The sequence below is a fragment of the Deinococcus planocerae genome, from assembly GCF_002869765.1.
In the GTDB taxonomy this organism is placed as follows: Bacteria; Deinococcota; Deinococci; order Deinococcales; family Deinococcaceae; genus Deinococcus; species Deinococcus planocerae.
On record NZ_PNOR01000002.1, the window covers coordinates 135,575 to 150,060 of the forward strand.

A 14,486-nucleotide genomic window follows, 5' to 3' on the forward strand; every position below is an offset into this window, starting at 1 on the left:
TCTGTATTCAAGCGCTCATCGGCAGCTCAGTTAAAATCCCCCCAGGGGGATAGCGGGTGGAGGGCGAGGACGGGCGGCAGGCGCGGCACGACGCGGTCCGACCTCGGGGATGAGCCGAGCCCGCGTGTGCTGGAGCGCAAGGCCAGATACCTCCGGTTAGGGTCTCACGTCTTGGCCGTGCGTCCTGGAGCGTCCAGATGTCCCAGATGTCAGGGCTCTGAAGCCAGGTTGAATCCGTTGGCTGTCACCGAGCTGTACCCGCAGGAGACCTACGGCATCCCGTTCGGCGTGATCACGAGCGACAGCCATCGGCGTGGGTTTTCGGCGGGTGCGACGCCCGTCTGCCCCACCCTCGAGGGCACCGACTGGGCCCACGGGTCTTCCGTCCGTGCCTACAGTGCCCGGGCGATGGCCTCCACCGCGCGCAGCCCCTGGCCGAAGCGGGCCATTGCCTCGCGGTGCCGCTCCAGCTCGCTGTACGGCAGGTACCGCATGTTCAGGTGCGACACCGCCTGGAAGGCGGGGCGCCGCAACTGGTCGCGCACGTCGGCCTCCCGGGCGTCGGGGGCCACCAGGTAGAGGCCCTGGACCGCCCGCTCGGGGGCGCCCAGGGCCAGGTCGAGCATCCGCACGATGCCCGAGTAGATCGAGGTGGTGTGCTCCACCTCGAAGGCGGCCGCCGGGGCGAGCGTCCCGCGCTCAAACCACACCACGTCGATCAAGCGCACCGCGTCCGCCCCGGGCGTGCCAGCAATCCCGGGCGGCAGGGTGTCGAGGCACCCGTCGCCCAGGCGGCCGTCCCCATAGGCCCGCGAGCGGTCGTTGGCAGCGATCCACACCTCGAAGCCCAGCGCCCGGCCCAGGTCGCGCAGCCAGCCCTGCACCTCGGTGTGGGTGCGGTCCCCCTCCCGCGCCGTAGCGAGTGCCTTGCTGGTGCTGGCCGACTCCTCGCGCACCCGCGCCAGGTCCGCCTGCCAGACTCCCATGGCTGCCCCGTCGTCCTCGCGGGGCGGGGGCGTGTACCGCCCGCTGCCCAGGTCGAACAGCAGCCCCGCGACGGCCCCCAGATCGTTGGACAGCAGGCCCCGGTGCGCCTCGTTCAGCCGCAGCATCCCCTCCCGCAGGGCCAGGTACTCCTCCCACTTCCCGAGCTTCACCTTCGCGCCGGTCAGGGCGTTGTAGCCGTTCACGATAGCGGTGTTGAAGGGCGGCATGTGGGTGGGGTGCAGGAAGTACAGCAGGTTCGCGGCGGCCGGGCCCAGCCCCTTGATGGCCCGGCGGTCGAGGTCGCGGATGGCCCGGATCAGGTCGCCGGGGCCGGTGCAACACGCGCAGGTGTCGAGAAAACGCCCGAAGGCCTTCTGGTTGTCCGGGCTCTCGTAGATGTCGGGGATGCGCAGCTTGGGCTTCCACAGGAAGGCGTGGTCGGCGCCCTTGAAAATCTGGCGTTGCTCGGCGATGGAATGCACCACCGTCTCCAGGGAAGAACCCCGGTACTGGGTGCCGAAGCTCCCCGCCTCGATCTCCTTCACCACGGTCTGAAGGCCACGGCGGATGGAGCGAAAGTTCTTGAGGCGTTCCTCCCACAGGAACCAGGTGCGGTAGGTGCCGCCAGAATCGTCGCGCCAGTGCCGGATCAGCGTCTCGAGCGTCTGCATGAGGATGGTGTAGCACAGGCATTTCCAGCGGCCGGGCGAAAGTGGGGGAGGGTGTGGTCTCCGGTCGCCGGGTCCGGGCGTCCTCCCCCTTCTCGTCCGGGGAACCCTCGTTCCTGCCACCTGCCCACGACCACGCCGCGGTTGAACGCATCACGGCTGCCAGCCTCTTCTTTTACATGGTCTTGAGGCTTGGGTGACCTTTACACGAATTGAACACAACGCTGCCTACGCTGACAGGGCGACGATTTCTTCACACCGCCGCGCCGCCCACGGCCGCCCGCCCTCACGTTCACGACCAGGAGAGTGACCATGCCGCAGAACACCGCCCGGATGCTCCAGACCCACCCCAACCCTGCGAGCGTCTTCGACCAGGGGGCACTTGCGGAGTGCATCGACGCCTGCTTCGAGTGCGCGAACATCTGTACCTCGTGTGCCGACGCCTGCCTGGGGGAGCAGGGACACCTCTCGCACCTCGTCCACTGCATCCGGCTCAACCTCGACTGCGCCGACGTGTGCGGCACGACCGGCCGGGTCCTCTCGCGCCTGACCCAGCCCGACCAGAACGTCCTGCGCGCCCAGCTTCAGGCCTGCCTCGCCGCCTGCCAGGCGTGCGGGCAGGAATGCGAGATGCACGCCCGCGACATGAACATGCAGCACTGCGCCGTGTGCGCCGAATCCTGCCGCCGCTGTGAACAGGCCTGCCAGCAGCTCCTGGGAAGCATGAGCGCATGAATAAACTGATCCTGACCCTGGCCCTGATGGCCCTTCCCGTGAGTTCCGCCCAGGCGGGCGGCAGCCAGGGCGGCACGGCGGCCAACATGTCCACGACCATGATCATCCAGATGCAGACGGACATGCGTGCCCGGATGCAGCCCATGCTGGAGGATCTGCGCCGCCTGTCCGGCACCGCCTTCGACCGGGCCTTTTTCTCCATGATGATCCCCCACCACCAGAGCGCCATCGAGATGAGCCGCGCCGCGCTGCCGAGGTTGCGTGACCCGCTGGTCCGCGCGTGGGCGCAGGGGATCATCGACGATCAGCAGAAGGAGATCGCCGAGATGCAGGCCGAGTTGCAGCGCCTGGGGGGCGTGGACACGGCGCGGCAGAACCGGATGCGTCAGGCCATGTCGGGCATGGGGCAGATGATGACGCAGATGATGTCCCAATCGCAAAGCCCCGACCACGCGTTCCTGGAGATGATGACGCCCCACCACGGCTCGGCCAACGAGATGGCGAACATCGCCCTGCAAAACGGTCAGACCGACCATGTGCTTGACATCGCCCAGCGCATCATCATGACGCAGGCCGACGAGATGCACGACTTCAGGGACTGGCTGCGCACCCACCAGTAAGGCGATTCCCTCCGGGGCACCTGCCACACGTGGGCGGGGGCCCCCTCGTGTGGTGCACACGGGTCCTGCCGTCGGGGGATCCGTCCGACGCTCCCCGTCAAGGACACCAGCCTGGCCTGAGAAGGGGCCCGGTGCGCGGGAGGCTGGAGTTCCCCGAACCCGGGCGTCGCCAGGCCGTGGCAGGGGGCGAACTCCCCACCGTCCGCCCTGCCGCCTTAACACAAAGGCAACACGAGGTCCGTACCGTGTCCGGGTGACCTTTTCACGCCTCCTCTGGCCCGCCCTGCTGCTCGCCCCGGTGGCGGGCGCCGCCCCCTACGCGCAGCAGACCAGCTTCGGCACCCCGTCCCCGCTGATCCAGGCCGCGCAGGCCCGGACCAGCGTGAAAGCCACCTGGGAGGCGCTGCCCCAGCCCCGCGGCGGCCAGCTCGAGAGCGGCGTGGTGGAGGTGGCGCCGTTCAACGAACTCGTCCCCAGTTGGAACGTGACGGGACCAGGAGAGAGCCCCCTGACGCTGGAGGTGCGCGTGCGTCGGCCCGACGGCCGCTGGACGCCGTACTTCGGGTTCGGGACCTGGCGGGCGGCGGGACCCCGGGCCAGCCTGCCCGTGACCCGCACGGCGGACGGCACGGTGAACACCGACACCCTGACCCTCCCCTACCGCGCCGCGGCCTTCCAGTACCGCGTGACAGTGGGGGCGGGGCTTCAGGTACGCCTGCTGTCGTTCAACACGTCGGACAGCGCCCTGCGCCTGCGGGACCAGGGCCGGGGCGGGCAGGCGATCTCCTGGAACAGGATTCTGGCGGTCCCCGGGCTCTCGCAGATGATCTACCCGGGCGGGGGGGAGGTCTGGTGTAGCCCCACCAGCGTCTCCATGATCCTGGGCTTCTGGAACCGCCCCGTGCGGGTGCCCGATGCGGCCAGGGCCACCTTCGACACCCGCTACGACGGCTTCGGGAACTGGCCCTTCAACACCGCGTATGCCGCAACCCAGGGTTTGCAGGCCTTCGTGACGCGCCTGGGCAGCCTGCGCGACGCCGAGGCGTACCTGGGGCAGGGTCTGCCGCTCGCGGTGAGCGTGCGCTTCAAGGCAGGCGAGCTGCCGGGTGCGCCGCTGTCCTGGTCGAACGGGCACCTGATGGTGCTGACCGGCTTCGACGCGCAGGGCAACCCGGTGGTGAACGACCCGGCGGCGAGGAGCGATGCGGGCGTGCGGCGCACCTACCCGCGCGCCGTCTTCGAGCGGTTGTGGCTCGGGCACGCGGGCGGCATGGCGTACGTGATGGCTCCTCTCCCCGGAGTCCTGTCTCAGGACGGGCCGAAGTAGTCGAGCCGCATGGCCTGTCTCACGGCCCGCATCGTTTCGGCCGCCACCTCCCGCCCGCGCCCCGTGCCCTCCCGCACGACCCGCTCCACGTCGCCCCGGTGCCGCGCGAACTCGGCCCGCCGCGCGCGGATAGGCGCCAGGGTCGCCTCCAACACCTCCAGCAGGTGCCGTTTGACCCGCACGTCCCCCAGTCCCCCGCGGCGGTAGTGCGCCTTGAGGGCCGCCACCCCGGCCCGGTCCGGGTCAAAGGCGTCGAGGTACGCGAATACCGGGTTCCCCTCCACGGTCCCCGGGTCCTCCACCCGGAGGTGGTTCGGGTCGGTGTACATTCCCCGCACCTTGCGGGCCACCTCGTCGGGCGGGTCGGACAGGAAGATGGCGTTGCCCAGGGACTTGCTCATCTTCGCCTTGCCGTCGAGTCCGGGGAGGCGCGCCACCTCTCCCAGCAGGGCCCGGGGCTCGGTGAGCACGGGAGCGTAGAGGCGGTTGAAGCGCCGCACGATCTCCGCCGTCTGCTCGATCATGGGGAGCTGGTCCTCCCCCACGGGAACGAGACGCGCGCCGAAGGCCGTGATGTCCGCTGCCTGGGAAACGGGGTACACGAAGAAGCCGGCCGGCACGGACTCGCCGTACCCCTTCTGGGCGATCTCGGTCTTGACCGTCGGGTTCTGACGCAGGTGCGAGACCGTCACGAGGTTCAGGTAGAGCACGGTCAGCTCGGCGATCTCGGGCACCTGGGACTGGAGGACGAAGGTGGCGACCTCGGGGTCGAGGCCCACCGCGAGCTCGTCGAGGGCCACTTCCATCACGTTGTCGCGGACTTTCTGCGGGTGCTCGAAGTTGTCGGTGAGGGCCTGCACGTCGGCGAGGAGGACGTAGGTCTCGTACTCGTGCTGGAGGGCGACGCGGTTGCGCAGGGAACCCACGTAGTGGCCGAGGTGGAGGGGGCCGGTGGGCCGGTCTCCCGTCAGGATGCGCTGCTTCATGTGCGGTCTCCTTGAACCCAAAAGAAAAGGCGCCCAGGACGTCCCCGGCGCACGCGAGAACACGCGGAGGTCACCTGTCACCAGCGGGGCCACCGCGTGCCGTTCAAGCTCATGGCGGTCACTGGAGCAGGGCCCGGGTCGGTCCGCCGTCGGTGCGGCCCGGGTCCTCACCGCCTCCGGCGTGGCCTGGGCCGTTGCAACTTCATCCCCTCCCCGGTAAATCGGCGATGCCAGAACGCGAACTGCCGTTGCCGCTCGGGGGTGGCCGCCTCGCGCGCCAAACCATAGGGGTCGTTCAGCTGCGGGGGCACACGCTCCGGGCGCGGGGTGCTGGTGCCGGTGACCTGGTCGAAATCCTCCCAGGTGCTCCAGCTGGGGGCCTCCCGCTGCTGCTGGCCCGCACTCCAGGCGAGGTCACGCAGATGCTGTTCGCGGGCGACGTGCAGAACGACCGAGCTGTTCACCCGCGTGGCCGCTTCCACCTCCTCCAGGAGGGCCAGGGCCGGCCTCCTGGTGTCGTAATCCAATCCCGAGAGGGCTTCCAGCGGGGAGGAAAGGTGAAGGTGCGCGCTGGGGTGATGCGCTCGCCGCTCCTCCACCTGGGTGTGCCACTGGGCGAACACGATCAGGTCGACCATTCGCAGCACGGGCACGACCCGGGCGTTGAAAAAGCCGCTGAAGCGGTAATGACGGGGCAGGGTCAACAGGAAGCGCGCCGCGTGGTAGGCCGCTTCGTCCGTCCCGGGGGCCGCGTCGAAATACTCCCGCCAGCGGTCGAGCGCCACGTCGGGCTGGCCCAGTTTCTGGTGAGCCACCCCCAGCTCCCGCAGGCAGTCGAGGTCTCCCAGGGCCGCGCCCTTCTCCAGGGTCTTGAGGCCCTTGTTCACGTCGACAGCCGTTCCGTACCCGCGCAGGAGGCTGGCGCCCAGCCGGGCATGGGCTTCGGGCAGACCCGCCTTGGCGGCGGCCTCGTAGTACTTCAAGGCCTCGTACCTGGACTTGGGAACGCCCCGTCCCAACTCGTGCGCCTGACCCTGCTCGTACAGTTCCCGCGCCCGGTGTTGCCCCTGGAACTTCACCCGTTCGCGGGCGTCACGCTTGATGGGATCGGTGAGGAAGGTGGTGGCGCCGTACAATCCCTGGAGGCGCAGTTCCAGCAGGGTGTCGATGGCGAAGGTCGGGGGAATTCGGAAGAACTCGCGGCCCCGGCTCACCCGGTAGTCCGAGAGGGCCGCGTGCATGTGCTGTTCGGCGCCGTGGACGTCCTCGAAGTTGGCCTCGTAGGCGACGATGAAGTCGGTGGGGACGCCGCTGGCCCCGGCGAGTTCACGGGCCCGTTCGGCGGCGTCCCGCGTGGTCAGGCCGACCTTGACCAGCCCCGGCATGCTGGGGTTGAGCAGGACATACAGGGTTCCGGCCTGGTTCAGGGGCAATCACCGTGTCTTCTGCCTGGCATAGGTCGTCTCCCAGCTTGACACGCCGTGGCGCGTGTCCGGTCAGCTTGCCCCACGGCCAAAGCCTGCGTTTCGGTACTGGCCCCCGGCGTCAACGACGAGCCACGAGGGGAGCGGGGAGCAACGGGTGTGGACCCTTGCCTCCGGGTCGGCCTCGCGGCCAGGAGCAGCGGGCCGCACGCGTGCGGCCCGCTGGGGAGGACACTCCCTCAAGTGTACTTGAGGGCTTCCATCAGCTCCTCGACGATCTCCACGCTGTCGCCGCGAGTCGAGGCGGTGGCGACATGCGCTTCGAGGTGGCCGCGCAGCACGACCTCGCCCGCCCCGGACAGGGCGCCCTGCACGGCCTTGATCTGCCGCAGCACGTCCACGCAGTACGCGTCGTCCTTTTCCAGCATGGCGACGATGCTGTCGAGGTGGCCCCGGGCAATCTTCAGCCGTCGGGCGGCGCGTTTGCGCGCGTCCTCGGGCATGCACAGGTGGCCCGAGGACGGACTGCCCGGGTGGCAGGTGGCGGGGTCGGCGTTCGCGGTGGTCACGTTAGCCGCGCACCTGGGCACCGTAGCCCTCTTCGGCCACTGCCGCGATCAGGGCCTGGGGGTCGGCCTCGCCCTGCACGGTGGCCGTCCCGCCCTGGAGATCGACGCGGACGTCCTGCACGCCGGGGACGCCCTTGAGGGCGTTCGTCACGGCCTTCTCGCAGTGTCCGCAGCTCATACCGGTCACGGTCAGTTGGGTCGTCATGCCCGCATCCTATACCCTACCGGGGAGGGTGTCAAGGTGGGGCGCCGGACTGGGGAGGATAAGGGGCGGGTTACACCCCTTAAAGCCCTTGTCGAATCTTCCCTGTTGCCGTATGCTCTTCGTATACCCCCCTAGGGGGGATAGGAGGAAGGCATGAGCAAAACCATCGAGCTGGGTGTGCAGGGGATGACCTGCGCCAGCTGCGTGGGGCGGGTCGAGCGGGGCCTGGGCAAGGTCGAGGGGGTGCAGCGTGCCAGCGTGAACCTCGCCACCGAGCGGGCCACCGTCACCTACGACCCGGAGCAGACGGGGCCGCAGGCCTTGATCGCCCGGGTCAAGGACGTGGGCTACGAGCCGGTCGTGGGCGAAATCGAGCTGGGCGTGCAGGGGATGACCTGCGCGAGTTGCGTGAGCCGGGTGGAGCGGGCCCTGAAGAAGGTAGACGGGGTGCTGGACGCCAGCGTGAACCTCGCTACCGAGCGGGCCACCGTGAAGTACCTGCCGTCGAGCGTGAGCGCGGGGCAACTCAAGGCGGCGGTGAAGGGCGCCGGGTACGAGGTGCTGGAGGCTCAGGCGGGTCGGGACCGGACCGACCTTGAACGTGAAGCGCGCGAGCACGAGATTCATGGGTTGCGCCGCGCGGTGACGTTCAGCGCCGTCTTCGCCCTTCCCCTCGCCATCCTGGCGATGGTCCCGATGCTCGTGCCCGCCGTGAACACCTGGCTGATGCAGAGCTTCGGCCACGGGGTCATGACCACCCTGAACTGGGTCATGCTGGCCCTCGCCGTGCCTGTGCAGTTCGGCCCCGGGATGCGCTTCTACCGTCTGGGTTGGAAGGCACTCCGGAACAGGTCGCCGGACATGAATTCCCTGGTCATGATCGGCACCTCGGCCGCATTCTTCTACTCGCTGGTGGTCACGCTCGCGCCGCAGGTCTTTCCCGAAGGCACCGCGCACGTGTACTACGAGGCCGCCGCCGTCGTGATCACCCTGATCCTGCTGGGCAAGTATTTCGAGGCCATCGCCAAGGGGAGAAGCAGCGAGGCGATGAAGAAGCTGCTGAGTCTTCAGGCGAAGACGGCGCGGGTGGTTCGGGGCGGCCAGGAACTCGAACTGCCGACTGACGAGGTGCTGATCGGCGACCTGATCTCCGTTCGCCCCGGCGAGAAGGTGCCGGTGGACGGTGAGGTCACCCTGGGCAACTCCTTCGTGGACGAGAGCATGATCACCGGCGAACCGATCCCCGTCGCCAAGCAGACCGGCGCGGCGGTCGTCGGCGGCACCATCAACCAGAACGGCGCCTTTCAGTTCAGGGCGACCAAAATCGGGGCGGACACGGCGCTCGCGCAGATCATCAAGCTGGTGGAGAGCGCCCAGGGCAGCAAGCCCCCGATCCAGGGCCTCGCGGACCGGGTCGTCTCGGTGTTCGTCCCGATCGTCATCGGCATCGCCGCCCTGACCTTCCTGATCTGGATGGTGGTGGGCGGGAGCACCGCCCTCTCGTTCGCCCTGGTCACGACGGTCGCGGTGCTGATCATCGCCTGCCCCTGCGCGATGGGCCTGGCGACTCCGACGAGCATCATGGTGGGCACCGGCAAGGCCGCCGAATTGGGTGTCTTGTTCCGCAACGGCGCGGCACTCGAAGGCTTGCAGGGCGCGAACGTGGTGGCGGTGGACAAGACCGGCACCCTGACCAAGGGCAAGCCCGAACTCACCGATCTGGTGACGGCCCCTGGATTTGACCGGACGGAAGTGCTGAAGCTGGTTGCGGCGGCCGAGGAGCAGAGTGAGCACCCCATCGCCCGCGCCATCGTGGACGCGGCGAAGCGGGAAGGCATCGCCATCCTTCCGCTCGAACGCTTTGAGGCGGTGCCCGGCTACGGTCTGGAAGCGCACGTGGAAGGCCGCCTGGTGCAGGTGGGTGCCGACCGTTACATGGGCAGGCTCGGGCTGAACATCGGCGAGTTCGCTGCCCAGGCCGAACGGCTCGGGGACGAGGGCAAGAGCCCGCTGTACGCTACCATTGACGGCCAGCTCGCCGCCGTGATCGCGGTGGCCGACCCCATCAAAGAGGGCAGCCTGGAGGCTGTGCGTGCCCTGCATCGGCAGGGCCTCCAGGTCGCCATGATCACCGGCGACAACGCCCGGACCGCGAACGCCATCGCCCGGCAGCTCGGCATTGACGAGGTGCTGGCCGAGGTGCTGCCCAGCGGTAAGAGTGACGCCGTGAAAGAACTCCAAGCGAGGGGCCGCAAGGTCGCCTTCGTCGGGGACGGCATCAACGATGCTCCCGCCCTCGCTCAGGCGGATGTGGGTCTCGCCATCGGGACTGGAACGGACGTGGCCGTCGAGACCGCCGACGTGATCCTGATGAGTGGTGACCTGCGTGGGGTGCCGAACGCCCTGGCACTGAGCCGCGCCACCCTGCGGAACATCAAGCTCAACCTCTTCTGGGCCTTCGCGTACAACATCGTCCTGATCCCGGTCGCGGCGGGCGTCCTGTACCCGGCTTTCGGGTGGCTCCTCAGCCCGGTCCTGGCGGCGGCGGCGATGGGCTTTTCCAGCGTCTTCGTGCTCAGCAACGCGCTGCGGCTGCGCGGCTTCCGGCCCCCGGTTCGTCCCGATCCCGTTCCCACCCGCACGGGTGCGGCCACCCCGGCGCGCGTCTAACCTCCCGGAGCCGCACCCGCGGGTGCGGCCCACTCCGCCTCGAAAGGAGTGCCGTTCCATGGCGAAGCTGAACGTGGCCGACCTGATCCGCGACCTCCGGACGAACGCCGGACCGGACCTCTGCCGCGCAGGGTTCCTCGAACGCTCGCGTAGGCGCGCCGCCTACCCGGGCGAGCAGGGCCTCCCGCTCCTCGGGGTGGGCAGTTCCTGTGGCAAGCCCGCCTTCGCCCTGCCCTACCCGCTCACCTGGACGGAGGAGAGCACCCTGGCCCTCGAAGCCCTCGCCCGGCGCTACCACAGCCACGTCACGTACGGTCATCTCGCCCACCTGCGGCACACCGCCACCGGCAAGGAACTTGCGGCCATCCAGGACTGGACCCCCTTCGGGGTGGTGTACCTGCGCGCCGAATACGATCATGCCGCCGAGCTGCTGCGCGACCTCGTCGACACCCTCAAACCTCAAGACGCCCCTAGCGGGCAGGAAAGGACCACCCCGTGACCAAACTCTCCATCGGCCCCTGGATCGCCGCCCAGAAACTTCCCAGCCCGGGGCTTGCCCGCGACCGCGCCGCCTTCCTCGAGCGCGTCAAGGTGCGCGCCGAGTCGCCGAGCGTCGCCGGTTTCCCTCTGCTGGGCACCGGCGGTTCCTGCGGCAAGCCCGCCTTCGCCCTGCCGTACCGGGTGACCTGGGACGAGGAGAACACCCTCGTGCTCGAGGAGGTGGCGCGCGAGTTCGGCTGCTTCGTGGAGTACGGCGTGTACCCGCACCTCAAGCTCGAGGACGGCGGGCAGGAGGTCGCGGCGGTGCAGGACTGGAGCACCTTCGGTACCGTGTACCTGCGGCCCGGCTACGAGCAGGCCGAGGAGCTGCTCGTGCGCCTCGCCGAAGTGCTCGCGCCCCGACACGCGTTGGCCTGAGGCGCGGACGCCCAGGCACAGGCGGCCCTTTACGACGAGGGGCCGCCTGTTGGGTTATGGACGGTGGGCCCCGCTCCCCCGCCCTGCCGCCCGGGCTCGGTGCTTACCACGGACAGGTACGCGCGCAGCACCCGGCGCGCTTCGAACGTCACGTCGCTCGCGGTGTCCTCGCTCGTCGAGGCCAGGTGAACGAGGGCGTGCGTGACCTCAACGCACACGGCGGCGACGACCTCAAGTTGCCCGGCCGGCAGGTGTGGGACACGGGATGTCAGCAGCGCGAGCACGCGCCGCGCGACCTGCGCGTTGAAGTGCCGCTCGGCCCGCACAAATTCGGGTGAAGTGTAGGCGTGTGCGAGCACCCGAAACAACCCGGGGTGCTGGCGGTCCATCACGGCCAACGCCTCGAAAAAGGCGTTGATCCACTCCTCGGTGGAGCGGCGGCCCTCATCCGCCGTGAGCGCCCCGTCCAGCCAGGCGAAGAAGCTGGCGTCGAAACGCTCGCTCAGCGCGTACAGAATGGCTTCCTTGTTCGGAAAAAATTGGTAGAGCGAGCCGACCGACACGTCCGCCTGTTCGGCAATGGCCGTGGTGGTCGCGGCGCCGTAGCCGCGCTGCGCGAAAACGTGAATGGCGGCGTCGAGGATTCTGGCGACGCGACGCTGGCTGCGGATCTGTCGCGGTGTGCGACGGGGTTGGATGGCACCGGTGTGGGTCATGGTGAGCGCCTCGAAACGCGAATTGAAAACGTGAAGCAAGCTTCGCATATTGAGAGAAGCCCCGGGCCAGCCGGGGCCGGGGTTCAAGCCAAGGAGTTGTCATGACCACCCAGCGCTCACCCGCCACCTTCCCTCCGACCGATGCCCGGCGCCATCCGCGCTTCGACTGGGCGGTCGTCGCCCTCGCCAGCCTGATGCTGTTCGGCGTTCACCTCGACGCCTGGGCGCACCACCGCTTCGCCCTCGAGACCTTCTTCACGCCCTGGCACGGCCTGCTGTACAGCGGGTACGCCCTGCTGGCCCTGCTCCTCGTCGTCCGGGCGTGGCGAGGCGGGGGGGTGCGCCCGGGCACTATGCCCGCCGGGTACGAATGGTCCCTGGTCGGCGCGGGGCTCTTCGCCCTGGGCGGCCTGGGCGACCTCCTCTGGCACACCCTGTTCGGCATCGAGGTGGACGTCGAGGCGCTGCTCAGTCCGCCGCACCTGCTGCTGGCCCTGGGCGCCGGGCTGATGGTCACGGGACCGCTACGGGCGGCTCTCGCCCGCAGCGAGACGCGGGCCCCGTGGCCTGCCCTCGCGTCCCTGGCGCTGCTGCTGTCCCTCCTGACCTTTTTCACCACCTACGCCAACCCGCTCGCCGAGGCGGGGGAGCTGATGGGTGACCTCGGGCCGGCCCTCGGTGTGGCGGGCGTGCTGGTGCAGGCCGCCCTGCTGAGCGGCGTGGTGCTCTTCGCGGTTCGCCACTTCGAGCTTCCCCGGCTCGGGATCACCCTGCTGGTGACCCTGAGTTCCGCGCTGATGCTGCTCGTCCACGCCGACTACGCCCTGCTCCCCGCGCTGATCGTGACCGGCCTGCTCGCGGACGGGGGGTACGCCTGGCTGCGCCCCTCGGCGGGGCGGGCCCACGCCTTTCAGGCCTTCGCCGCCCTCGTTCCGGCCACGCTGTTTGGGCTCGTGCTGGCCACCCTCGCCCTCGGCGGCAGCCTGGTCTGGAGCGTGACGCTCACGGCCGGTGCCGTCACCCTCGCGGCCTTGGCCGGGTGGCTGCTCGGCCTCGCCTTTCTGCCCCGCAGGGAGCGCCCATGACTGGGCTCACCCTCGGCGCCTGGATCGCCTCGCAGGCTTGCCTGGCTGGTGCCCGGGCCGGGACCGTCTCGCCTTCGTGGGGCGCACCCGGGGGCAGCAACAGCCGCCGGCTTCCCCCGGTGAGCCTGGGCGGCAATTGCGGCGCACCCCGCTGCGCCCTTCCCCGCGTGCTCACTCGGACGGCAACACAAGGCGGCCGGAGAACGTGGCCGCCGAGTTCGGGTGCCTCGTCGAGCACGGCGTGCACCCGCACCCGGAGGTCCGCAAGAACGACGGGGAGGGGACGGCGGTGCAGGGCTGGACGACCTTCGCGCCCGTGTCCCCGCGGCGAGGGAACGGGCGGGCGGAGACCCTGGCGGTGCGGCTCACGGAGACCCTGACCCCGTCAGCCGCCTGAACGGTTCCAGGAGGGGCGCACGGCCAGCGACGTTGCTGACCGTGCTGTTCTTGGGAAGAGAACGCTTCATCGAGAAGTCGTATCGCGTGCCCCACAACCGGGTCGGGCGTTGTCCACACCGTTCACAATCCGGTGGGACGTTTCAGGCGGAGGCCACCCACCCCCGAAAGGTGAACCCGGTGTAGAACAGGCTGACCCTGGAGAACCCGGCGTCTCGCAGGAGAGCCTCGTCCTCCTCCGGCGTGAGGATGTGCAGGTGCGCGTCCACGGCCGCGCGGGCATGTGCCGCCTTCTGGGGCTCGACACCCGAGGCCACCAGGAAGGCGGCGTAGCGTGACAGCCAGACCTCGCGCTCGCCCTCCTCCTGCGGAAAGCTGAAGTGGCCCACCACGAACGGCGCACCCGGCTTGAGGCGGCGGCGGACTTCGGCCACCGTGCGTCGCCGTTCCTCCCGACTCAGAAAATGCAGGGTCAGGAGACACGTGGCGGCCTCGAAGGGCCCTGGAGGGGCATCGTCGACATAGCCGTGGTGCAGCCGCGCCCGCGGCGCCAGGGGGCCGAGCGTCTGTTCGGCGAGCCTCAGCATCTCGCTGGAGGGGTCCACGCCGTCGAAGGTCCAACCCGGGTGGGCCTGAGCCAGGGCGTTCAGCTCCAAGCCACCCCCGGCACCGAGCACGAGCACCCGGGCCTCCTCCGGGACGTGCTCGGCGAGCAGGAGCGTCGTCATGGTCAGCAGGCTGTGATAGCCGGGGACGTTGCGTGGTGGGCCTTCGGCGTAGCGGGCCACGGCCTCGGGGGTAGAGAATGCGGCCAACGGGGTGGTGCGCTCAGTCATGGTCGTTCCAGTGTGCCCTGGACGGCGGGGGGCGGAGTCACTTGACCATTGATGTCCCTGGCTTCACGCACCCAAGGAACCTCACGGGCCAGCGCACAGGTGACCCTGGTGACAGGATCGAACTGCTGGCAGGAGATCCTGGGAAACACGAGCGTTCTGCCGTGCCGGGTCTGCGAAGATTCCCGATGTTCCGGAGTTCGCCGCTGGAACCAGTTCGCGTCATGAACTCTGGCTGGCGTGTCGCAGATGCGTCCAGGACGATCCGTTACCCTCTCAGGGGCCGTGTACGCCTGGGCTCCAGCGACCCCGCTTTCCGGGACAGTTCTCCTCGTTGACAGGGCACG

At 69.3% G+C, this 14,486-nt stretch carries 15 protein-coding genes; 8 read left to right on the plus strand and 7 right to left on the minus strand.

Annotation, left to right across the window (positions count from 1 at the left end):
• Positions 1–392: 392 nt before the first annotated feature.
• The gene (locus tag A7B18_RS01715; protein WP_102124934.1) at positions 393–1,658 is read right to left on the minus strand and encodes a type II restriction endonuclease; all 1,266 of its coding nucleotides are present in this window, start codon (positions 1,656–1,658) and stop codon (positions 393–395) included.
• A gap of 309 nt (positions 1,659–1,967) precedes the next feature.
• Between A7B18_RS01715 and A7B18_RS01720 the strand changes: the two genes are divergently transcribed.
• From A7B18_RS01720 to A7B18_RS01730, 3 genes are all read left to right on the plus strand, one after another.
• Positions 1,968–2,390: a four-helix bundle copper-binding protein gene (locus A7B18_RS01720; protein ID WP_102124935.1), complete on the plus strand. Its 423-nt coding sequence runs from the start codon at positions 1,968–1,970 to the stop codon at positions 2,388–2,390.
• Positions 2,387–3,010, plus strand: coding sequence for a DUF305 domain-containing protein (locus A7B18_RS01725; protein ID WP_102124936.1), 624 nt, complete (start codon positions 2,387–2,389; stop codon positions 3,008–3,010). The genes A7B18_RS01720 and A7B18_RS01725 overlap by 4 nt, the downstream gene beginning before the upstream one ends.
• A gap of 253 nt (positions 3,011–3,263) precedes the next feature.
• Entirely contained in the window at positions 3,264–4,337 is a 1,074-nt protein-coding gene (locus tag A7B18_RS01730) for a peptidase C39 family protein (protein WP_102124937.1), read from the plus strand.
• On the opposite strand, the gene trpS is transcribed toward A7B18_RS01730, so the two are convergent.
• The 4 genes from trpS to A7B18_RS01750 form a co-directional block, all read right to left on the minus strand.
• The gene (trpS, locus tag A7B18_RS01735; RefSeq protein ID WP_102124938.1) at positions 4,319–5,323 is read right to left on the minus strand and encodes a tryptophan--tRNA ligase; all 1,005 of its coding nucleotides are present in this window, start codon (positions 5,321–5,323) and stop codon (positions 4,319–4,321) included. The two genes, A7B18_RS01730 and trpS, sit on opposite strands and share 19 nt — an antisense overlap.
• 167 nt (positions 5,324–5,490) lie before the next feature.
• On the minus strand, positions 5,491–6,756 hold the full coding sequence (locus A7B18_RS01740; protein WP_102124939.1) for a GIY-YIG nuclease family protein: 1,266 nt from the start codon (positions 6,754–6,756) through the stop codon (positions 5,491–5,493).
• A 230-nt stretch (positions 6,757–6,986) separates the two neighbouring features.
• Positions 6,987–7,250 (minus strand): metal-sensitive transcriptional regulator, encoded by a 264-nt coding sequence (locus tag A7B18_RS01745; RefSeq protein WP_102124984.1) that lies wholly within the window; start codon positions 7,248–7,250, stop codon positions 6,987–6,989.
• Positions 7,251–7,317: 67 nt separating this feature from the next.
• Complete coding sequence (locus A7B18_RS01750) at positions 7,318–7,521, minus strand: CopZ family metallochaperone (protein WP_102124940.1); 204 nt, start codon at positions 7,519–7,521, stop codon at positions 7,318–7,320.
• A gap of 153 nt (positions 7,522–7,674) precedes the next feature.
• Between A7B18_RS01750 and A7B18_RS01755 the strand changes: the two genes are divergently transcribed.
• From A7B18_RS01755 to A7B18_RS01765, 3 genes are read left to right on the plus strand one after another with little or no spacing between them, the layout of a single operon-like run.
• On the plus strand, positions 7,675–10,191 hold the full coding sequence (locus tag A7B18_RS01755; protein ID WP_102124941.1) for a heavy metal translocating P-type ATPase: 2,517 nt from the start codon (positions 7,675–7,677) through the stop codon (positions 10,189–10,191).
• Positions 10,192–10,249: 58 nt separating this feature from the next.
• Positions 10,250–10,690, plus strand: coding sequence for a hypothetical protein (locus tag A7B18_RS01760; protein ID WP_102124942.1), 441 nt, complete (start codon positions 10,250–10,252; stop codon positions 10,688–10,690).
• Entirely contained in the window at positions 10,687–11,109 is a 423-nt protein-coding gene (locus A7B18_RS01765; protein WP_102124943.1) for a hypothetical protein, read from the plus strand. Before A7B18_RS01760 ends, A7B18_RS01765 begins: the two co-directional genes overlap by 4 nt.
• 29 nt (positions 11,110–11,138) lie before the next feature.
• Here A7B18_RS01765 and A7B18_RS01770 read toward each other — a convergent pair whose 3' ends face one another.
• Positions 11,139–11,825 (minus strand): TetR/AcrR family transcriptional regulator, encoded by a 687-nt coding sequence (locus A7B18_RS01770; RefSeq protein ID WP_180969976.1) that lies wholly within the window; start codon positions 11,823–11,825, stop codon positions 11,139–11,141.
• Between the two features lie 101 nt (positions 11,826–11,926).
• Between A7B18_RS01770 and A7B18_RS01775 the strand changes: the two genes are divergently transcribed.
• Both A7B18_RS01775 and A7B18_RS22385 read left to right on the plus strand, forming a co-directional pair.
• Complete coding sequence (locus A7B18_RS01775; protein WP_245872696.1) at positions 11,927–12,910, plus strand: hypothetical protein; 984 nt, start codon at positions 11,927–11,929, stop codon at positions 12,908–12,910.
• A gap of 205 nt (positions 12,911–13,115) precedes the next feature.
• Positions 13,116–13,307 (plus strand): hypothetical protein, encoded by a 192-nt coding sequence (locus tag A7B18_RS22385; RefSeq protein WP_245872697.1) that lies wholly within the window; start codon positions 13,116–13,118, stop codon positions 13,305–13,307.
• 142 nt (positions 13,308–13,449) lie between these two features.
• On the opposite strand, the gene A7B18_RS01785 is transcribed toward A7B18_RS22385, so the two are convergent.
• A complete protein-coding gene (locus A7B18_RS01785; RefSeq protein ID WP_102124945.1) occupies positions 13,450–14,142 on the minus strand; it encodes a class I SAM-dependent methyltransferase in 693 nt (230 codons plus the stop codon).
• Between the last annotated feature and the right edge of the window lie 344 nt (positions 14,143–14,486).

Excerpts from the sequence above, each read along its gene's own strand:
- A7B18_RS01715 (WP_102124934.1), bottom strand. The coding sequence starts at position 1,658 with ATGCAGACGCTCGAGACGCTGATCCGGCACTGGCGCGACGATTCTGGC.
- A7B18_RS01720 (WP_102124935.1), top strand. The coding sequence starts at position 1,968 with ATGCCGCAGAACACCGCCCGGATGCTCCAGACCCACCCCAACCCTGCG.
- A7B18_RS01725 (WP_102124936.1), top strand. The coding sequence starts at position 2,387 with ATGAATAAACTGATCCTGACCCTGGCCCTGATGGCCCTTCCCGTGAGT.
- trpS (WP_102124938.1), bottom strand. The coding sequence starts at position 5,323 with ATGAAGCAGCGCATCCTGACGGGAGACCGGCCCACCGGCCCCCTCCAC.
- A7B18_RS01745 (WP_102124984.1), bottom strand. The coding sequence starts at position 7,250 with ATGCCCGAGGACGCGCGCAAACGCGCCGCCCGACGGCTGAAGATTGCC.
- A7B18_RS01750 (WP_102124940.1), bottom strand. The coding sequence starts at position 7,521 with ATGACGACCCAACTGACCGTGACCGGTATGAGCTGCGGACACTGCGAG.
- A7B18_RS01755 (WP_102124941.1), top strand. The coding sequence starts at position 7,675 with ATGAGCAAAACCATCGAGCTGGGTGTGCAGGGGATGACCTGCGCCAGC.
- A7B18_RS01760 (WP_102124942.1), top strand. The coding sequence starts at position 10,250 with ATGGCGAAGCTGAACGTGGCCGACCTGATCCGCGACCTCCGGACGAAC.
- A7B18_RS01770 (WP_180969976.1), bottom strand. The coding sequence starts at position 11,825 with ATGACCCACACCGGTGCCATCCAACCCCGTCGCACACCGCGACAGATC.
- A7B18_RS01775 (WP_245872696.1), top strand. The coding sequence starts at position 11,927 with ATGACCACCCAGCGCTCACCCGCCACCTTCCCTCCGACCGATGCCCGG.
- A7B18_RS01785 (WP_102124945.1), bottom strand. The coding sequence starts at position 14,142 with ATGACTGAGCGCACCACCCCGTTGGCCGCATTCTCTACCCCCGAGGCC.